The organism is Streptomyces sp. NBC_00887 (assembly GCF_045207585.1).
The window spans coordinates 8,378,104-8,396,020 of record NZ_CP108788.1 but is presented as its reverse complement, the minus strand read 5'-3'; the positions used below and the strand labels follow the sequence as shown (position 1 = coordinate 8,396,020).

General features: G+C 70.5%; 18 protein-coding genes. 7 read left to right on the top strand and 11 right to left on the bottom strand.

What is annotated here, in order from left to right:
• Positions 1-36: 36 nt before the first annotated feature.
• Positions 37-471, bottom strand: coding sequence for an NADPH-dependent F420 reductase (locus OG844_RS38275; protein ID WP_406388940.1), 435 nt, complete (start codon positions 469-471; stop codon positions 37-39).
• Entirely contained in the window at positions 411-674 is a 264-nt protein-coding gene (locus OG844_RS38270) for an NAD(P)-binding domain-containing protein (RefSeq protein WP_406388941.1), read from the bottom strand. The genes OG844_RS38275 and OG844_RS38270 overlap by 61 nt, the downstream gene beginning before the upstream one ends.
• Before the next feature lie 98 nt (positions 675-772).
• On the opposite strand from OG844_RS38270, the gene OG844_RS38265 reads away from it, so the two are divergent.
• The gene (locus tag OG844_RS38265; RefSeq protein ID WP_406388942.1) at positions 773-1,114 is read left to right on the top strand and encodes a winged helix-turn-helix transcriptional regulator; all 342 of its coding nucleotides are present in this window, start codon (positions 773-775) and stop codon (positions 1,112-1,114) included.
• Between the two features lie 37 nt (positions 1,115-1,151).
• Here OG844_RS38265 and OG844_RS38260 read toward each other — a convergent pair whose 3' ends face one another.
• Entirely contained in the window at positions 1,152-2,441 is a 1,290-nt protein-coding gene (locus OG844_RS38260) for a glucarate dehydratase family protein (RefSeq protein ID WP_406388944.1), read from the bottom strand.
• A 140-nt stretch (positions 2,442-2,581) separates the two neighbouring features.
• On the opposite strand from OG844_RS38260, the gene OG844_RS38255 reads away from it, so the two are divergent.
• Together OG844_RS38255 and OG844_RS38250 are read left to right on the top strand one after the other, a co-directional pair.
• Positions 2,582-3,604: a phosphotransferase family protein gene (locus OG844_RS38255; RefSeq protein WP_406388946.1), complete on the top strand. Its 1,023-nt coding sequence runs from the start codon at positions 2,582-2,584 to the stop codon at positions 3,602-3,604.
• Between the two features lie 6 nt (positions 3,605-3,610).
• Positions 3,611-4,825 carry an acyl-CoA dehydrogenase family protein gene (locus OG844_RS38250; RefSeq protein WP_406388948.1) on the top strand — a complete coding sequence of 405 codons (1,215 nt, stop codon included), beginning with the start codon at positions 3,611-3,613 and terminating at the stop codon, positions 4,823-4,825.
• A gap of 75 nt (positions 4,826-4,900) precedes the next feature.
• On the opposite strand, the gene OG844_RS38245 is transcribed toward OG844_RS38250, so the two are convergent.
• Complete coding sequence (locus tag OG844_RS38245) at positions 4,901-6,235, bottom strand: M28 family metallopeptidase (RefSeq protein ID WP_406388949.1); 1,335 nt, start codon at positions 6,233-6,235, stop codon at positions 4,901-4,903.
• Positions 6,236-6,580: 345 nt separating this feature from the next.
• On the opposite strand from OG844_RS38245, the gene OG844_RS38240 reads away from it, so the two are divergent.
• The gene (locus tag OG844_RS38240) at positions 6,581-7,291 is read left to right on the top strand and encodes a DUF6215 domain-containing protein (protein WP_406388951.1); all 711 of its coding nucleotides are present in this window, start codon (positions 6,581-6,583) and stop codon (positions 7,289-7,291) included.
• Between the two features lie 54 nt (positions 7,292-7,345).
• On the opposite strand, the gene OG844_RS38235 is transcribed toward OG844_RS38240, so the two are convergent.
• From OG844_RS38235 to OG844_RS38225, 3 genes are read right to left on the bottom strand one after another with little or no spacing between them, the layout of a single operon-like run.
• A complete protein-coding gene (locus OG844_RS38235) occupies positions 7,346-7,939 on the bottom strand; it encodes a TetR/AcrR family transcriptional regulator (protein WP_406388953.1) in 594 nt (197 codons plus the stop codon).
• Positions 7,940-7,976: 37 nt separating this feature from the next.
• Positions 7,977-9,644, bottom strand: a complete 1,668-nt coding sequence (locus OG844_RS38230; protein ID WP_406388954.1) for an AMP-binding protein — start codon at positions 9,642-9,644, stop codon at positions 7,977-7,979.
• The gene (locus OG844_RS38225) at positions 9,641-10,405 is read right to left on the bottom strand and encodes an SDR family oxidoreductase (RefSeq protein ID WP_406388955.1); all 765 of its coding nucleotides are present in this window, start codon (positions 10,403-10,405) and stop codon (positions 9,641-9,643) included. Before OG844_RS38225 ends, OG844_RS38230 begins: the two co-directional genes overlap by 4 nt.
• 172 nt (positions 10,406-10,577) lie before the next feature.
• On the opposite strand from OG844_RS38225, the gene OG844_RS38220 reads away from it, so the two are divergent.
• Positions 10,578-11,846, top strand: a complete 1,269-nt coding sequence (locus OG844_RS38220) for an exo-beta-N-acetylmuramidase NamZ domain-containing protein (protein ID WP_406388956.1) — start codon at positions 10,578-10,580, stop codon at positions 11,844-11,846.
• Positions 11,847-11,921: 75 nt separating this feature from the next.
• On the opposite strand, the gene OG844_RS38215 is transcribed toward OG844_RS38220, so the two are convergent.
• A complete protein-coding gene (locus OG844_RS38215; protein ID WP_406388958.1) occupies positions 11,922-14,750 on the bottom strand; it encodes a penicillin acylase family protein in 2,829 nt (942 codons plus the stop codon).
• A gap of 223 nt (positions 14,751-14,973) precedes the next feature.
• On the opposite strand from OG844_RS38215, the gene OG844_RS38210 reads away from it, so the two are divergent.
• Complete coding sequence (locus OG844_RS38210) at positions 14,974-15,585, top strand: hypothetical protein (RefSeq protein WP_406388959.1); 612 nt, start codon at positions 14,974-14,976, stop codon at positions 15,583-15,585.
• 129 nt (positions 15,586-15,714) lie between these two features.
• Here the strand turns inward: OG844_RS38210 and soxR are convergent, their stop codons facing one another.
• The gene (soxR, locus tag OG844_RS38205) at positions 15,715-16,197 is read right to left on the bottom strand and encodes a redox-sensitive transcriptional activator SoxR (RefSeq protein WP_406388960.1); all 483 of its coding nucleotides are present in this window, start codon (positions 16,195-16,197) and stop codon (positions 15,715-15,717) included.
• 159 nt (positions 16,198-16,356) lie between these two features.
• Between soxR and OG844_RS38200 the strand changes: the two genes are divergently transcribed.
• Positions 16,357-16,818, top strand: a complete 462-nt coding sequence (locus tag OG844_RS38200) for a MaoC family dehydratase (protein WP_406388962.1) — start codon at positions 16,357-16,359, stop codon at positions 16,816-16,818.
• 51 nt (positions 16,819-16,869) lie between these two features.
• On the opposite strand, the gene OG844_RS38195 is transcribed toward OG844_RS38200, so the two are convergent.
• Together OG844_RS38195 and OG844_RS38190 are read right to left on the bottom strand one after the other, a co-directional pair.
• On the bottom strand, positions 16,870-17,493 hold the full coding sequence (locus tag OG844_RS38195; RefSeq protein WP_356416091.1) for a TetR/AcrR family transcriptional regulator: 624 nt from the start codon (positions 17,491-17,493) through the stop codon (positions 16,870-16,872).
• A gap of 85 nt (positions 17,494-17,578) precedes the next feature.
• A complete protein-coding gene (locus OG844_RS38190; RefSeq protein WP_329212709.1) occupies positions 17,579-17,869 on the bottom strand; it encodes a YiaA/YiaB family inner membrane protein in 291 nt (96 codons plus the stop codon).
• Positions 17,870-17,917: the final 48 nt, after the last annotated feature.

The following is a 17,917-nucleotide window of genomic DNA, read 5'->3' as shown; positions in this document are numbered from 1 at the left end:
CCTCCGACGATCGGCGCAGGTCAGGGTCCCCGCAACTCAGGCTGTGGCGGCGTGGAAGGGCGGCAGCAGTGTGCGCGGGTCATGACCGCGGTGCCGGAGCCCGATGAGAAAGGCGGTCGCCGTCTCGAGATACCCGGCCCGGTCGAGCCCGCCCACGGCCAGCGGTACGCATCCCAGGGCCCGCACCAGGACCCGTACCGCCTCCAGGGCCTGCTCGTCGTCCCCGCGCAGCGGGACGGTGACCGGCCCGTCGACGAAGGCGGGCGGGGTGCGCCGCCACACGGAGTCCGGGAGGTGGTTGAACACCTTGACGACCCGTGCGCCGGTGGAGTCGGCGATCGTACGGGCGGCGCCCGGGCCCCCGTTCGTGGTGAGCCTGAATCCGGGTCCGACGGCGTTGGTGCAGTCGATCAGCAGCCGGTCCCGCAGGGCGCCGTCCGCGGCCCCGAGGCCGCCGAGGACACCGGCCACGGCGTCGTACGGCAGGGCGAGCAGGATCGCGTCGCCGAAGGCCGCCGCCTCGGTGACCGTGCCCGCGCTCTGGCCGTGCGGCCGGCGAGGGCACGGGTGCGGTCGGGTGACCGGCCGCCGAAGAGGACGTCGTGCCCGGCTCTCCCCCACTGGGTGCCGAGGGCTTCCGCTGTGTTGCCCGTACCGATGATGCCGATCCGCATGTCCGTCCCCCGTGGCCGCTGTTCGCGTAGCGTCGTCCTGTCGGAACGCTAGGAGATCCGTTGCGCACCGTTCGGTGCCCGACGGGCCGGGGGGAACCGTGGACCGGCTGCTCGCGGACTGCGGGGCCAGGCTCGGCTTCGATCTGCTGGCGTACGCCTGGAATCCCGTCATCCTGTACGCACTGGCCGAGGGCCCGTGCCGGCCCGGTGAGCCGCGGGCGGAGATCGGTGGCATCAGCGCCGAGGTGCTGACCGAGACGCTGCGCCGACTGGAGGGGTACGGACTGGTCGAGCGGTGCGCGTCCGCCGAGGCGCCGCCGCGCGTGGAGTACGCGCTGACGGCGCCCCGCCGGACGCTGCTCGAACCGATCGAGGCACTGGGCCGCTGGTCGGCCCGTTACGGGGACGCGTTCGTGGCGGCGCAGGGCTGGGAGGAGTAGAGCTCCTCGCCCTGGAGCCTCACCGGCCTCACCGGCCTCACCAGCGCGGGATCGGCGGGGTCACCCACTCCGGGTCGGCCGTGCGCATCGCCGCCGCGTCGTCGCGTGCGCGCATCGTGCCGTCGTCGTCGAGCCAGCGCCGGTGGAGCACGGCCAGCCGGTCGCGGTCGAGTTCGACACCGAGTCCGGGGGCGTCGGAGACGGCGAGGTGTCCGCCCTCGAAGGTGTGGCGTGCCGTGATGACGTCCTCGGTCTGCCAGGGGTAGTGGCTGTCGCAGGCGTAGTCGAGGTTGGGCACCGTGGCGGCGACGTGGGTCATCGCGGCGAGGCTGATGCCGAGGTGGGTGTTGGAGTGCATGGAGAGTCCCACGCCGAAGGTGCGGCAGATCCCGGCCAGTTCACGGGTGCGGTGCAGGCCGCCCCAGTAGTGGTGGTCGGAGAGGATCACCTGGACCGCGTCACGGGCGAAGGCCTCGGGGACTTCCGCGAGGGTGGTGACACACATGTTCGTGGCGAGCGGGAGGTCCGTGCCGGCGGAGACCTCCGCCATCGCCGCTGTGCCGCTCGCCGGGTCCTCCAGGTATTCGAGTACGCCCTTGAGCTGATCGGCGACGTACAGCGAGGTCTCGACGGACCAGGCCCCGTTGGGGTCCAGCCTCAGCGGCTGTCCCGGGAAGGCCTCGGCGAGCGCGCGGACGGCGGCGATCTCCTGGTCGGGCTCGAAGACTCCGCCCTTGAGCTTGAAGGAGGTGAACCCGTGCTCGCGGGAGAAGCGCCGGGCCTGCGCGACGACTCCGGCGGGGTCCAGGGCCGCGCCCCAGTCGTCCTGTTCACCGCCTGCGGGATGGGCTGCCCAGCGGTAGAAGAGGTACGCGCTGTACTCGACGCTGTCGCGGACCTTGCCGCCGAGCAGTGCGTGCACGGGCAGGCCGAGGGTCTTGCCGAGCGCGTCCAGGCAGGCGACCTCGAACCCGGAGACGACGGAGAGCCGCAGCTTGTCGGCGGTCTGCACGCCACGCAGCCCACCCGCGTCGACCCGCCCGTCGGTGGCACGTGAGTCGCCGCACACCTCGTCGGCCAGGGCGAAGAGGCCGTTCAGGTCGCTGACCGAGCGGCCGGGGAGAGCATGGGCCAGCGGTTCGGCCAGTTCGAGGTAGGTGCCGTCGCCGTAGGTCTCCCCGACTCCGGTCACCCCGCCGCGTGTGACGACCTCCACGATGAGCCGCGGGGTGTACGGCTGGTGGACGCCCTGGGTGTTCAGCAACGGCGGATCGGCGATGAGGATCGGGGTCAGCCGGACGTCGTCGATCAACAATGCTGTATCCATACGTGAACCTTATTCAGGGATACGACTGAACGCCAGACCGAGGGCCGAGATCATCCACTTGATTCCGGGAGTTCACTGGACGACATACCGACTGGTCGGCATCATGGTCCCGATCGTTCAACCGTCCCGGAGGTGCGCCCATGAGCCCAGTCCATCCGCCAGGTCTCGACCTCGGCCTGCTGCGTGGGTTCCTCGACCGCGAGCGGCCCGGGCTGGTGAACGGACCGCTCGAAGGCCGGCTGATCGAGGGCGGACGCTCCAACCTGACCTACATCGTCACCGACGGCACGGGCCAGTGGGTCGTCCGCAGACCGCCGCTGGGCCACGTGCTGGCCACCGCGCACGACATGAAGCGCGAGCACCGGGTGATCAGCGCCCTGCATCCGACCGCCGTGCCGGTGCCCGAGCCGGTACTGCTGTGCGAGGACGAGTCGGTCATCGGCGCGTCGTTCTACGTCATGGAGTACGTCGCGGGAACCCCGTACCGCACCGCCGAGCAGCTCGCTCCCCTCGGCCCCGAGCGCACCCGCGCCGCCGTCCTCGGACTCGTCGACACGCTCGTCGATCTGCACGCCGTCGACCCCGAGGCCGTCGGCCTCGGCGACTTCGGGCGTCCCGAGGGCTTCCTGGACCGCCAGCTGCGGCGCTGGGGGAAGCAGCTGGACGCCTCCCGCAACCGTGAGCTGGCCGGCATCGACGAACTGCACGCCGCGCTCGGCCGGGCGCTGCCCGTCTCCCCCGCACCCACCGTCGTGCACGGCGACTACCGCCTGGACAACGTGCTGATCGGGGAGGACGACCGGATCAAGGCCGTCCTGGACTGGGAGATGTCCACGCTGGGCGACCCACTGACCGACCTCGGCCTGCTCGTGATGTACAGCTCCGACCTCGATCTGCCCGCCTCCCCGGTGTCCACCACCAGCGGCGCGGCCGGTCACCCCACTCCCGCCGAGCTGATCGAGCGCTACGCCGCACGCTCCGGCCGGGACACCTCCGGCATCTCCTGGTACACGGCCTTCGCGTGGTTCAAGCTCGCCGTGATCCTCGAGGGCATCCACTACCGCTACACCCTCGGCCAGACCGTCGGCCCGGGCTTCGACCGCATCGGCGACCTCGTCCCCGTCTTCATCGCGCACGGCCTCACCACCCTCCAGGAAGGCTGATCACTTATGGACTTCGCATTCGACGCCCGTACCGAAGAGCTGCGCACCAAGCTGCTGGCCTTCATGGACGAGCACGTGTACCCGGCCGAGGCGGTCGCGGAGGAGCAGCGCGCCCTGCTCGCCTCGCCGTGGGACACCCCGCAGATCGTGGAGGACCTCAAGGCGGAGGCGCGCAGGCAGGGTCTGTGGAACCTCTTCCTCCCGGACGCGGAGTACGGCGCCGGACTGACGAACCTCCAGTACGCCCCGCTCGCCGAGATCACCGGCCGCAGCCCGCATCTGGCGCCGACCGCGCTGAACTGCGCGGCCCCGGACACCGGGAACATGGAGGTGCTCTTCCAGTTCGCCACGGACGAGCAGAAGAAGCAGTGGCTGGAGCCGCTGCTCGCCGGCGAGATCCGCTCGGCGTTCGCGATGACGGAGCCCGAGGTGGCCTCGTCGGACGCGACGAACATCGAGACGCGGATCGTGCGGGACGGCGATGACTACGTCATCAACGGGCGCAAGTGGTACATCTCCGGGGCGATGAACCCGGACTGCGCCGTCTTCATCGTGATGGGCAAGACCGACCCGGACGGCGAGGACATCCGCCGCCAGCAGTCCATGATCCTCGTCCCGCGCGACACCCCCGGCCTGGAGGTGCGCCGTGCGATGCAGGTGTACGGCTACGAGGACCACTCCCACGGCGGCCACGCCGAGGTCGTGTTCACCGATGTGCGGGTGCCCGCCGCGAATCTGATCGGCGAGGAGGGCGGCGGCTTCGCCATCGCCCAGGCGCGGCTGGGCCCGGGCCGGATCCACCACTGCATGCGGCTGATCGGGATGGCCGAGCGTGCGATCGAGCTGATGTGCAGGCGGGCCGTGTCCCGTACGGCCTTCGGCAAGCCGCTCGCCCAGCAGGGTGTCGTGCAGAACTGGATCGCGGACGCCCGGGTGACGGTGGAGCAGCTGAGGCTGCTCGTCCTGAAGACGGCCTGGCTGATGGACACGGTGGGCAACCGCGGGGCGCACACCGAGATCCAGTCGATCAAGATCGCCACGCCGCGCGCGGTCGTCGGCATTCTCGACCAGGCGGTGCAGCTGTACGGCGCCGGCGGCGTGAGCCAGGACTTCCCGCTGGCCGAACTGTGGTCCTCGGCACGGACGCTGCGGCTTGCGGACGGGCCGGACGAGGTGCACCAGCGGTCGCTCGCCCGGCGCGAGATCAAGAAGTACCTCTGAGTTCTGAGTCCTGGGCTCCGGCCTCTGACCGACGACGGTGCGGCCCGCTCCTACTGGCCGCACCGCCGAAGGGGATCAGAAGGTGAGCTTCCAGCTGTCGATGTAGCCGGTGTCCTGCGAGGCCGTGTCCCGCACCTGGAGCTTCCAGGTGCCGTTCGCGGTCTCGCTCGACGCGTTGACGGTGTAGGTCGCGATCACGTTGTCGGCCGAGTCGCTGCTGCTCGCGCTCTTCAGCCGGTACGCGGTGCCGTCCGGCGCGAGCAGATCGACGACGAGGTCACCGCGCCAGGTGTGCTTGATGTCCACGCCCACCTGAAGTGCGGTGGGAGCGTTGCCGGTCCGGCCGGTGACCGCGATGGAGGAGGTCACGGCGGCCCCCGCGTCCGGTACGGCGACATCGGTGGTGCTGGTGAACACGCCCTCGCCCGTGGGCGGTTCGACGGTGCCTGCGGACAGGGTCCAGATCGCGTGGGCCACCGCGTCGCTGTTGCGGTCCAGGGCCGTGTCGTTGATGTTGGCCGTGGTGTCGCAGGACGAGTGGTAGCAGCGGTCGAAGGACTGCCCCGCGGTGCCGCCCCACTTCGTGGCCTGGGCGCTGCTCTTCGTGTTGCTCGCCCCGGTGAACAGGCCGCCGACGGGCACGCCCGCGCTCTTGAACGGGGCGTGGTCGGAGCGGCCGTCGCCCTCGGTCTCTATCTCGGTGGGCACCGAAAGACCGGCGAAGTAGCTCTTGAAGGTCTGCTCGATGACCGGGTCGTCGTCGTAGACGAAGTAGCCGGCGTTGGGCGAGCCGATCATGTCGAAGTTGAGATATCCGTCGAGCTTGGCACGCTCGGTGGTGGCGAGGTTGTTCACGTAGTACTTCGAGCCGACGAGCCCCAGCTCCTCGGCACCCCACCAGGCGAAGCGCAGGTGCTTGTCGGGTGCGAGCTGCGCCCGGGAGACGGCGAGGGCGGTTTCGAGTACGGCCGCCGAGCCGGAGCCGTTGTCGTTGATCCCCGCGCCCGAGGTCACCGAGTCGAGGTGGGAGCCGGCCATGAGTACCTGGTTCGGATCCCCTCCCGGCCAGTCGGCGACGAGGTTGTACCCGGTGGCTCCGCCGGAGGTGAACTGCTGGAGTGCCGTGGTGTATCCGGCCGCGTCCAGCTTGGCCTTCACGTAGTCGATGGACGCCTTGTAGCCGGTCCGGCCGTGGGCCCGGTTGCCGCCGTTGGCGGTGGCGATCGACTGGAGCTGGGTGAGGTGCGCCTTGACGTTGGCGAGGGGTATGTCGGGCGCCGCGGCCACCGCGGTGGAGGTGGCCGGCGCGGAGGAGGCGGGCGCCGCCTGTGCCGCGGGGGCGGCTGTCGCGAGCAGGGCCACGACGGCGAGGGCGGATGCGGACACGGGTCTGTATCTGGTTGGGCTCATCGAAGGCTCCGATTCCGTTCGGGGACTGACGGAACGTGCGGGGGGTACCCGGCCGTGCACGGCCGGGGCCTGGAGCTGGTGGTGCGATATGCGTGACCGATGGTCAGCGAGATGGCCGCGTACCGTCAAGAGCTGAATCCGGACAGCCCCGTTCGCTCAGCGGACAGGGATGGCGGGGACGGCCGTACGGGAGCAGGAGAACACCGTCGCACCGCGCAACGGACCGCAACCACCGCGCACAGGAACGGAGTTGGCGTAGGGGTCGCGGCAATCCCGCTTGCCCGCCCGATGATCACGGGATAAGGTCCCCGGGCACATATGGGGTGATCATGACAGGCGGGGGACATGGCAGACGTAACAGGCGCGCCCACGAAGGGCGCGGGCGCATGGGGGCAGGCCGTCACGGCCGTCGTGATGGTGGGGGCACTGGGGGTCGGACTGTGGACGGTCCAGGAGACGTCGTCCGCGGACAGCGTCCCGCCGCCTGTCAGATGCTCGGGCGGGGAGCCCGAGAAGGCCACGGGAAAGCCCGGGAAGGCACCCTGGCGCGTCTCCGGGGCGCAGCTGTGCGAGGCACTGAACCGTCCCGGCCTGGCCGAAGTGCTGGGTACGCCCGGCGAGACCGTGAAGTCGGCCGGCGGCAACGGCGGCTCCCTGGACTTCTCCGGCGCCGAGGAGATCGACACCCCCTCGGCCCAGGTCGAGTTCGGGACCTACACCGTGACGTTGTCGGCCACCTACGACGGTCTCCCGGTGGACGGGTCCGCGGCGCTCCTGGGCGCCGATGCCCGGCAGGAGACGTTTCTGGGCCGCCCGGCGGTCCTCTACTCGCAGCGCACCATCAGCATCAGCTTCCGCCTCGATGGCAGCGACTCCGACAGCGGTCCCGGTGTTCCGGCCCGCGTCCTGAGCGTGGCCCAGGACGCGAAGGACAGCGGCGGGTCCTACGAGGTGGCCGTGTGGCGTGCGGACGGCATGACGCCGGACGACGGGGTGCTGCTCGGCGTCGCCGAGAAGGTCCTGCCGACGGTCCCGCGGTGGGCCGCCGCCGGCTGACGGCCTCCAGCAGTGTTCTGTCGCACGGCAAGGCGCGTCCGGTGGCTCCGGCCGTCAGGGGCGCAGTGCCCTCAGCAGCAGGTCGGCCAGGTGGTCGGCGACCTCCTGCTGGCTGAGGGGGCCGTCCGGGCTGTACCACGTGGACAGGTGGTGGACCGAACCGAAGTGGTAGTCGACCACCAGGTCGGCCGGGGTCGCCGAGGAGAACACCCCGCTGCGCTGCCCCTCCTCGACGAGCGCCCGGAAGCCCTCGTGGTAGCGGCGCCTCTCCATCCGCACCTGCTTGTTCTTCTCCGGGCTCAGGTGGTGCATCGAGCGGAAGAAGATCGCGGCGTCGTCGAGGTTCTCGATGGTCGTGACGACCACGTCCGCCGCCGCGTCGCGCAGCCGCTGCTCGATCGGCGCCTCGGCGTTCGCGTACGCGTCGAGCCGCTCCTGCTGGAGCCGCAGCACCCTGGCGTAGACCTCCTGGAGGAGGTCCTCCTTGGATCCGAAGTAGTGGTAGAGGGCGCCCTTGGTGACGCCCGCCGCCTCGACGATCTCCTGGACCGAGGTGCGGTCGTAGCCGCGCTCGGCGAAGAGCCGGGTGGCGGCGGCCAGCAGCCGTTGAGGAACGGGCGTACCGTCCCCGTCCGTCGCCTTGGCCATTGCCGCCACCTGCCCTTTCGTCTGTGCGTGAGGTGTTCTACCGGGGGGAACGCAGTTCCCGCCTGAGGATCTTCCCACTTGCGGTCTTCGGGAGTTCCGTCAGGATCTCCACTTCGCGCGGGTACTTGTACGCGGCGAGCCTTTCCTTGCAGTACGCGCTCAGTTCGCCGGGCTCCGTCTCGGCCCCCGGACGCAGGCTGACGTAGGCCCGGACGGTCTCCCCGCGGTAGGTGTCGGGGACGCCCACGACGGCCGCCTCTCGTACCGCGGGGTGGGTGTAGAGGACGTCCTCCACCTCACGGGGCCAGACCTTGAAGCCGGAGGCGTTGATCATGTCCTTCTTGCGGTCGACGACGTAGAGCCAGCCGGCCGCGTCCATGAAGCCGATGTCGCCGGTGCGCAGTTCCCCGCCGGGGAAGGCGGCCTCGGTCGCCTCGGGGAGGTTCCAGTAGCCGGAGACGACCTGCGGCCCGCGTACGGCTATCTCGCCCTGTTCGCCGAGGGGGACGTCGTCGCCGTTCTCGTCGATGATCCTGACCAGCGTGTCGGGTCCGGGAACACCGACGGACAGGGTCCCGGACACCGGATCGACGGGTGCCTCGTGCTCCGGCGGTACGGCGGCGCAGGGCGCCGTGCACTCGGTGAGGCCGTAGCCGTTGCGGATGTACGGGCCGAAGCCGTCGCGGAACTTCTCCACGAGCGCGGGCGGCAGCGGCGCACCGCCCGAGGAGATCACCTTGAAGGAGGCGAAGTGCTCGCGGGTGGCCCCGGGGTGCGCGGCGAGTGCCATGAAGGCGGTCGAGGGGCCGACGGTGTAGGCGGGGCGGTGCTCGGCGAAGGCCTCCAGGACGACGCTCGCCTCGAAGCGGTAGGCGAGGACCAGGGTGCCCGCGTTGGCGACGCAGGCGGCGAGCTGGCACACCATGCCGGTGATGTGGAAGAGCGGAGCCAGCGCGAAGTAGGCGGCGCCCTCGGCGATGGGGTGGCCGGTCCGCTGCCGCTCCGCGTTGACCATGATGTTGCCGTGGGAGTTCATGGCGCCCTTGGGGGTGCCGCTCGTCCCGGAGGTGTAGCTGATCAGCGCCACGTCGGCGGCGGTGAGCTCGCGGCCCTCGGGGGCGGCGAGGCCCCGGCGGGCCACGGCCACCAGGTCCGCCGCCCAGTCGTCGGGGCCGGGGGCGGGGAGCCGCTCGAAGCCGAGCACCCGGGGGTCGTCGGCCGTCTGCAGGTCGCGCTCGCAGGCGGTGACGGCGATCTTCACGTCGGGCGCGGCCTCGGCGGCGTCCCGCAGGTAGGACTCCCAGGCCCGGTCCGAGCAGATCAGCGCGGTCACCGCCGCGTCCTTCAGTACGTGGCCGACCTCGCCGGACTTGTACATCGGGTTCAGCGGGACGACGGTCGCGCCGGCCTTCCAGGCGCCCAGCAGCGCGAGGACGAAGTGCGGGGTGTTCTGCAGCATGATCGCCACACGGTCGCCGCGCCGCAGCCCTTCGGCGGCGAGGTGTCCGGCCACGGAGTCGGAGAGCTCATCGGTCTCGCGGTAGCCGAGCCGGCCGTCGAAGTAGGCGAGGGCCGGGTGCTCCGGAGCCCGCCCGACAGCGGCGCGGAAGGCGTGCACCAGGGTCTCGGCCGGGTGGACGGGGGCCCGCTGGGCCTCGCTGAGCAGGGCGGTCCAGGGCTTTGCCGCGTAGATCGACTCGGTCATGCGCCGGCCTCCTCCCACTTCTGCTGCAGGTGGTTCATGCTGCCGATCCAGTGGTCGGGGTCCTTGGCGCGGGCGCGGTAGTACCCGGCCACCTCCGGGTGCGGCAGGACCAGGAAGCGGTCCTGCTCCATGGCGTCGAACAGGGCCTCGGCGACGGCCTCCGGCTCGATCGCGGTGGGGGCGAGTACGAGATCGCCCGCGGAGCCCGCGGCGGTGAGCATGTCCGTGCGCACGCCCTGCGGGCAGATCGTGTGGACCTTGATGCCGCGGTGGCGGTAGGTGAGCGCGAGCCACTCGGCGAAGGCCACCGCGCCGTGCTTGGTGACGCTGTACGGGGCCGCGCCGATCATCGTGAGCAGACCGGCCGCGGAGGCGGTGGAGACGAAACGGCCGCTGCCGCGCTCCAGCCAGTCCGGCAGCAGCGCCTTTGCCGCGCGGACGTGGGACATCACGTTGACGTCCCAGGCCGCCGCCCAGACGTCCTCGTCGGCGAAGACGTCGCCGCCGGATGCCAGGCCCGCGTTGGCGCAGTAGATGTCCACCGTGCCGTCCAGTGCGTCCCGGGCCGCGTCCACGATCCCCGAGGCGTCACCTGCGACGGCGGTCGCGCCGATCTCTTCGGCGAGCGCCTTGATCCGGTCGATGTCGAGATCGTTGACGACGACCCGTGCACCCTCCGCGGCGAATCTGCGGGCCAGAGCGGCTCCGATGCCGCCTCCGGCTCCGGTCACCACTACGCCAGCGCCCTGCACCGTACTCATCGGTCCCGCCTCTCTCAGCCGTCTTCCCCGGCAGACTAACCAGTCGGTATGTGATCAGGGAAGGGGTCCCGGGCAGGACTGGGAATCTGCCCAGTCAGAGCCGTTCCGAGCGGCCCGCGCCCGCGCTAGCGTGCGTGGCCATGACAGTCGGCGCGATCATGGAGGTAGCGGAATGACCCTGTCCAGACGTGGTTTGCTCGCCGTCGGCGGAGCGATGGGTGCCGTCGCGGCCACCGCGGCGGGGCCCGGCACGGCCTCGGCCGCAGGCCGGGGGCACGGTGCCGGGCGCGCCGGGGTCCGTACCGGCTTCGAACGGCTGGCCGCCGACGGGTACCGGCTTCTGGCGGGCGAGAAGGTCGGTGTCGTCACCAATCCGACCGGGATCACAGCGGACGTACGGCACATCGTCGATGTGATGCACCCGGACGAGCGGGTGAATCTGACCGCTGTCTTCGGACCGGAGCACGGCTTCCGGGGGACCGCGCAGGCCGGTGGCTCCGAGGGACGCTACGACGACCCGGCGACGGGGCTGCCGGTCTACGACACCTACCTCAAGAGCGGGCAACCGCTCGCGGACGTCTTCACGGCTTCCGGCGTGGACACGGTCGTCTTCGACATCCAGGACGCGGGCGCCCGCTTCTACACCTACATCTGGACCCTGTACGACTGCATGGAGGCGGCGGCCCTCGCCGGCAAGCGGTTCGTGGTCCTCGACCGGCCGAACCCGGTGACCGGGCGGGCGGCGCTGGGGCCTGTGCTCGACCCGGCCTTCGCGACGTTCGTGGGGCGCAGGGAGATCTCGCAGGCGCACGGGATGACGGTCGCCGAGCTGGCGCTGCTCTTCAACGGGGAGTTCCTGGCGGCGCGGCCGGCGGAGCTGGACATCGTGAAGATGTCGGGGTGGCGGCGTTCGGACTTCTTCGACGTGACGGGGCTGCCGTGGGTGCCGCCGAGCCCCAACATGCCGACGCCGGAGACGGCGCTGGTCTACTCGGGGACGTGCCTGTTCGAGGGCACGAACCTGTCCGAGGGCCGCGGCACGACCCGGCCGTTCGAACTGCTCGGGGCGGAGGGGATCGACTACCGGTGGGCGGCGGCGGCGAACGCGCTGGAGCTGCCCGGGGTGGCCTTCCGTGAGGCCTACTTCGCGCCGACGTTCTCCAAGTTCCAGGGGAAGACGGTGGGCGGGGTCCAGGTGCACGTCCAGGACCGGGAGGTCTTCGACCCGGTGCGTACCGGCATCGCGCTGCTGGTGACGGCGAAGCGGACGTGGAGCGGGTTCGCGTGGCGCCCGGACAACTGGATCGACAAGCTCACGGGCAACACCCGGGTCCGCACGATGATCGACGCCGGTGCGGACACCGATGAGGTGGTGGGGGCGTGGAACGCCGATCTGGCGGCGTTCCGGGCCAAGCGCAAGAGGTACCTCCAGTACCGGTGAGTGCCGAAGGCACCTGCCTCGTCCTCGACCGCCGGACGGGCTCGACATGCCCGTCCGGCGTTCGAGGAGTCCAGGTCAGCGGTGGGAGGGGAACTCCACGACCTGCTGGTACGTCGGCCGGTTCTGCCAGTGGATCGTCTTGTGCGTGATCCCGCCGAGCGCGCGGTGGACGATCGCGTCGGTGCACCACTGCTCGCCCGCCCCGCAGCTGTCGTCCCCGGGGTAGACCGCCGTCGCGGGCTCGGCAGCCGCCTGCTTCAGCGTGGCGAGCAGCGCCTGGCGGCAGGTGCTCAGGTCGCCGTTGCCGCAGTACGTCTTCGCCAGCGGTCCCTTGACGGGCTGTCCGAGGACCTGTCGCAGGTCCTTGTCGGCGAAGCCCCACCAGCCGTACTGGAACGCGGAACCGCTGTGCGCCCCGCTCGGCCCGTGGCTCGCGGCCGGCGACTCGTCCGTGGCCAGGTTCGCGGTGAGCGCCGTGTAGAGGCCGTCACCCAGACCGGGCCGGAATTCCGCCTCGATGAGTTTCGGCCACCAGGCATCCATGATCCGTACCGCGTCCGCGTGCGTGTAGGTGTGCGATCCCGGACCGGTCTCCTTGCGCTGCGATCCCGCCGCGCGCCATGAGTCCAGCTGCTGCACCACCGCGTTGAGCGCGGGATCGGTGACCGGCTGGGAGCGCAGCACCTTCAGGAGCTCGGGCAGCAGCTGCTCGCCCCGCAGGTCCGTGACGGCGGCCTCCGCCATGGCGCGGGTGAGGGAGGCGCGGGTCACTCCGCCGTCGTCGACCAGTTCCGCCACCCGGTCGTCGAGCAGGTCGCCCCGGTGCACCGCGCCGAAGCCGAACGCGGCGGTGGCGTAGTCCTTGGCCTGGCGGTTGTTCCAGGAGATGTAGTAGTCCTGGCCGCTGGACTGCGGGTGCTCGGCGAACGGCGTGTAGTCGGTGGTGTTGGCGGCCGGGTCGTAGCCCTGCCACTCGTACGCCTTCTCGGCCTTGACCGGCAGCGCCGGGTCGACTCCGGCCGCGCGCACGGGGTTCATACCGCTGTTGTAGAAGGCCGCGGTGCGCGAGTCCGCGTAGAACCAGTTGAAGGCGTAGTCGATGTGACTGGCCGCCTGCTGGAACGAGGCCGCGTCGGTGATGTACGCCGGGTCGTTGAAGAGCTGGAAGCCGATGATCGAGTCGGCTTCGTGGCGGTAGGTGGTGCGCAGCGAGGTGTACGCGACCGGTTTTCCGCCCACCGTGGCGCGGTGGGTGACGATGCCGTAGTCCGTGCGCCACACCTGCATCCGGTAGGAGCCCTTGGCGGTGGAGTCGGCGACCGTGGGCTTCCAGGAGTTGGTGCGCTCCAGCTTCTCCATGGGGGTGCAGGCGCCGTCGTTGCGGTAGTGCGTGGAGTCCTTGGAGGGCGTGGAGCCGTCCGGTTCGCAGAGCTCGACGGCGTACGTGTCGGTGATGTCCTGGGCGGCCGATGTGGCGCTCCAGGCGTAGTCCTGGCCGCGGCCCATCTGGATGTACATGCCGACGCCGGCGAACGAGACGCCGCGGGCGCTGATGCCGGGCCCCTGGAGCTCCTGGAGCATCATCAGCTGGGGGGCGAAGTAGCCGGTCTGGGGGCCCATGACGGCGATCGGGTTGCCGCTCGCGGTGTGCTTGCCGGACACGAGGAGGGCGTTGGACATGCCGCGCTTCTGGGCGCCGCCGCCGGTTCCGGGGAGCGATCCCTCCGGGATGACGCCGTCGTCGTACATGCCCTGCAGCGGCTTGAGGGCGGCCGGCGCCTTGACCGGGGCCTTCGCGCCGGTGCCCGCCGAGCCCGTGCGGTCGTGGATCAGGGGTTCGGGTGTGACGGAGCCCGCATCGGGAAGGGCGGCGCCGCGGGCCTGGTCGGGCTTGCCCGCGTACGGGAACGAGGTGCCGTCGTGGACGGTGAGGACGGCCTCGGGGTCGTTGCGCTGGCGGAACGACTCCCAGACCCTGGTCCCCTCCTCGACGCCGTACTTCTGCTGGGCGGCGAGCAGCGAGAGCGCGGCCTGCACCTCGCCGCCTCCTCCCCCGCCGAACTGTCCGCCGACGACCGACGCGATGGAGATCAGGTCGGTCAGTTTGAACGGCTGGATCTCGCCTATGTTGGTGATCGAGTCGATCTTTCCGGTGAGGACGTACTCGCCCGGGAAGTAGCGGCCGTTCTTCGACTTCACCCGGTAGGCGTTGATGCCGTCGACGTAGGCCTGGGCATCGGCCATCGCCTGCTCACCGTGTGGGCCCTCGGTGGTCCTGATCCATTCGACCTGGGCTTCGAGGTCCGCTTCGGTGTACGGGGCCTGCGGCCAGAACTGCTGTTCCAGGCCCTGGTTGGCGAGCGCTCCCCCGGCGAACGAGGTCAGCTCACCGCGCCCGATGTGCCGGAAGAGGTCCATCAGCCAGAGGCGGTCCTGCCCCGCCGCGAACCCGGCGCCGAACTCGGTGCCGTAGCGGGTGGTTCCCTTGATGTGCGGAACGCCGCTCTTCTTGTCGCGGGTGATGGTGACGTCCTCGCGCGGCTTCGTGACGGACTCGACCTGGTCCGCGGCGACCCCGAAGGAGGCGTCGTTGAAGAAGTCGGTCAGTTTCTGGTCGGTGAGGCTCGTATGCCCCGCCACCAGGCCGTCGTAGCGGTCGAGCTGGTCGTCGCTGTGAGCCGGGTGGGTGCCGAACGCCTTGTTGCCGAGGATCTCGACGAGGGTGGCGTTGCCGTTCTCGCCGGGTGGCAGGATGTCCGCGCACTGTCCCTGGCAGTGATCGGTGACAGCGACGGGTTCCGGCTGGGCCGCGCCGGCCTGGGGGGCCGAGGCGAGCAGGGACGTACCGAGGGCGAGAACGGCCGCGACTGTGGCGGCTCTGAGCGTGCGGGTGCGTGGGGGCATGCGTGCTCCTCCGGATGGCCGATGCGCCGGAGGTTACTGGCGGTACACCCCGTCAGTAAGATGAACATCAGTCACTTTTTCCGAATCACCACACCCGTCGCCACGCCGCCCCACATGGGCCATCTCAGGTAGTGGACACTTTTCACCTTTCGATGGAGCCGAAACGGGCAGTCGTACGTCCATCCCTTGACGCCGAAGTACGACCGACGGAGGTGGCAGTGTCATGGCCGGTTTCCGGAGTCTTGCGAGACAGGTCCGCGATCCGCGGGGCGATCTGGCATTGCGGAGGTACTCGCTGCGCAAATGCCTGGAGCGATTCGCCCCTTACGGCCACCGGGCCACCTGGGATCACCTGTGTGCCCGGCACGGGATCGAACCCGAGGACCGGGCTCCCGACCCGGTGCGCCTGATCGGTGCGCTGGAGGAGCTGGAGGAGGCGCGGGACGTCTGGCTCGCGTACGAGACGGGGTTCGCCGAACGGCGGCGACGTGAGAAGCACGACGGACTGCGTCGGCCGGGCGCGTTCGACGACTGGCACCGCAGGACCTGGGGCGGCAACGGCATCGCCCCGTGCGACAACCCGGGGGTCCATCCCGCCGCACCGCTCGCCGACGTACTGGGGCGCCTGATCGCCGCCCTGAGCGCGGAGCCGGGCGTGGCCTGCCCGGTCTGCACGGCGACCGGCATCGTCTGGCGGCAGGACCTGGACCGGGAACCCTGGTCGGGCCCGGTCTGCACGGGGTGCGGCATCGTCGTCCCCCGCCCCGTCCTGACCCCGGGAGCACTGGCCAGGGCCAGGGGGATGCGGCCGAGGGATCTGGCGTCGGTGGCCTGAAGCGCGCGGGGGGGCGCTCGCCTGCGCGCACCCCGCGTCGTCCGTGTCCGGAGCCGGCAGGGCCAGGGTCTTTCGTTTGGATCAGGCCGGATCAGGGAGCGGGGTCCGGCCTGATCCGAACGAGAGGCACTAGGACGCCTTGGAGCCGTCCGCCGCCTTGCGCTCGGGCATCAGGCGCGACCCCGTGATCCGTTCGCCGGACACGTCGTCGGGGTTGGACAGCACACACGTCTCCAGCGACAGGCATCCGCAGCCGATGCAGTCGGTGAGATGGTCCCGCAGCCGCCCCAGCTGCTTGATGCGTTCATCCAGCTCCGAGCGCCACGCCTCGGACAGCCGCGCCCAGTCCTCCCGGTTCGGCGTGCGCTCCTGCGGGAGCTCGGCGAGCGCCTGCCTGATGGTGGCGAGCGGGATACCGACCCGCTGCGCCGCGCGTACGAACGCGACCCGGCGCAGGGCGTCCCTGGTGTAGCGACGCTGGTTGCCGCTGGTACGACTGCTGGTGATCAGGCCCTTGGACTCGTAGAAGTGCAGGGCCGATACGGCGGCGCCGCTGCGTGCGGAAAGCTGGCCGACCGTGAGTTCGTGAAGTGTCTGCGGGATCTGTGGCACTCCCCGAACCCTACTGGTCCCGCCTCGAACCCTGCCGCCCGCTTCGAAAACCTGGCCGGTCCGTCGTTGACAGGGACGCACCGCCCAACCATGCTGAGCAAGCGCTTAGACATTCGTTCGGGGACGACGGCAGACAGCCGGAAGGCAGGGACCAGGAACATGGCAGAGCCGAAGATCTTCACGTCCGCACAGGAGCTGCGGGACGGGGTGGGCGAGGAGCTCGGGCACAGCGAGTGGCTGGAGATCGAGCAGAAGAGGATCGACCAGTTCGCCGAGGCCACCGGCGACCACCAGTGGATCCATGTGGATCCGGAGCGCGCCGCCGCCGGCCCCTTCGGCACGACGATCGCCCACGGCTATCTGACGCTCTCGCTGCTGCCCGCATTCGTACCGCAGATCATGCGGGTCGAGGGAGTGAAGATGGGCATCAACTACGGCAGCAACAAGGTCCGCTTCCCTTCGACCGTTCCGGTGGGCTCGCGGCTGCGCGCCACGGGTGTGCTCAAGAACGTCGAGGAGGTGGGCGGCGGTGTGCAGGTGACCACCCTCGTCACCATCGAGCGCGAGGGCGGCGACAAGCCGGCCTGTGTCGCCGAAGCGGTTTCGCGCTTCTACTTCTGAGCCGTGCGCACGTGTGCGGGGCTGGCCCGAGGCCCGCCCCGCACACGTGCGCTACTTCTGCGCCCCGACCATCCGCAGGACGAGGTCGGCGTAGAGCGTGCCGACCTCGTCGGGCGTCCGGCTCCCCTGCGCGTTGAACCAGCGGGCCACATCGATGCAGAGCGAGAGCACGGCCAGCGTGGTGCCCGGGACGTCGGGGACGTCGAACTCCCCCGCCCGAACGCCCTCGCTGATGATCCGGCGCACCGCGGCGTCGCTCTTCCTGCGCAGCTCGACGATCTCCACGCGGTGCTCGTCGCCGAGGGCCTCGAGTTCGTACTGGACGACCCGGGCCGTGGTGTGCCGCTCGGCGTGCCAGCGGACGAAGGCCTGTACGGCGCCGGCGAGCCTCTCGGTCGCCGTGCCGTCCCTGTCGGCGGCCGTCTCCAGGAGGAGCAGGGCCCGGTCGTGACCGATCCTGCTGATCCGGTGGAGCAGCTCTTCCTTCGTCTTGTAGTGGATGTACAGCGCGGCCGGACTCATCCCGGCCCGCCCCGCGATGTCCCGGGTGGTGGTCGCGTGATACCCACGTTCGGCGAAGGCCTCGACGGCGGCGACGAGCAGTCGCCGGGCCGCCTCGGGCGTGACCTCACTCCACGGCGTCTCGTCACCGTCGGTCTGCTCCGCCGTGCTCATGGTCACGTGCCCCTCTCCCTCTGCAGGACGAACACCATACCGCGATCCTGAGCAAGCGCTTAGGGGTCGCCGGTGACCGAGACCGTCAGAGCTTCTGGAAGGGGTCGTGCTCGGCGAGGATCTTCTCCAGCCTGGCCTGGTCGACGCGGCTGATGATCTGCCCCGCCTCCTGACGGTCCCTGATGACCTTGGCCAGAGTGAAGCACGAAGTGACGAGGTAGAGGACGCCGATGGCGAGGAAGGCCCGCACCCAGGCGTCGGCGTCGAGGAAGAAGATGCCGAGGGCCACCGCGCCCATGGCCACTCCGAAGGAGAGGACGGCCTGGCCGTAGAAGGCGGCGGTGCTCTGCTGCTTGACCGATGTTGTCTCACTCATGTCGCACAGCATCCGGCGCGGCGGCGTCCGGCACATCCGTCCTCGTAC

Bases quoted from the DNA above. Each gene is read 5' to 3' on its own strand.
- OG844_RS38270 (WP_406388941.1), bottom strand. From the start codon at position 674: ATGCGGATCGGCATCATCGGTACGGGCAACACAGCGGAAGCCCTCGGC.
- OG844_RS38260 (WP_406388944.1), bottom strand. From the start codon at position 2,441: ATGGATACAGCATTGTTGATCGACGACGTCCGGCTGACCCCGATCCTC.
- OG844_RS38255 (WP_406388946.1), top strand. From the start codon at position 2,582: ATGAGCCCAGTCCATCCGCCAGGTCTCGACCTCGGCCTGCTGCGTGGG.
- OG844_RS38250 (WP_406388948.1), top strand. From the start codon at position 3,611: ATGGACTTCGCATTCGACGCCCGTACCGAAGAGCTGCGCACCAAGCTG.
- OG844_RS38245 (WP_406388949.1), bottom strand. From the start codon at position 6,235: ATGAGCCCAACCAGATACAGACCCGTGTCCGCATCCGCCCTCGCCGTC.
- OG844_RS38240 (WP_406388951.1), top strand. From the start codon at position 6,581: ATGGCAGACGTAACAGGCGCGCCCACGAAGGGCGCGGGCGCATGGGGG.
- OG844_RS38235 (WP_406388953.1), bottom strand. From the start codon at position 7,939: ATGGCCAAGGCGACGGACGGGGACGGTACGCCCGTTCCTCAACGGCTG.
- OG844_RS38230 (WP_406388954.1), bottom strand. From the start codon at position 9,644: ATGACCGAGTCGATCTACGCGGCAAAGCCCTGGACCGCCCTGCTCAGC.
- OG844_RS38225 (WP_406388955.1), bottom strand. From the start codon at position 10,405: ATGAGTACGGTGCAGGGCGCTGGCGTAGTGGTGACCGGAGCCGGAGGC.
- OG844_RS38220 (WP_406388956.1), top strand. From the start codon at position 10,578: ATGACCCTGTCCAGACGTGGTTTGCTCGCCGTCGGCGGAGCGATGGGT.
- OG844_RS38215 (WP_406388958.1), bottom strand. From the start codon at position 14,750: ATGCCCCCACGCACCCGCACGCTCAGAGCCGCCACAGTCGCGGCCGTT.
- OG844_RS38210 (WP_406388959.1), top strand. From the start codon at position 14,974: ATGGCCGGTTTCCGGAGTCTTGCGAGACAGGTCCGCGATCCGCGGGGC.
- OG844_RS38200 (WP_406388962.1), top strand. From the start codon at position 16,357: ATGGCAGAGCCGAAGATCTTCACGTCCGCACAGGAGCTGCGGGACGGG.
- OG844_RS38195 (WP_356416091.1), bottom strand. From the start codon at position 17,493: ATGAGCACGGCGGAGCAGACCGACGGTGACGAGACGCCGTGGAGTGAG.
- OG844_RS38190 (WP_329212709.1), bottom strand. From the start codon at position 17,869: ATGAGTGAGACAACATCGGTCAAGCAGCAGAGCACCGCCGCCTTCTAC.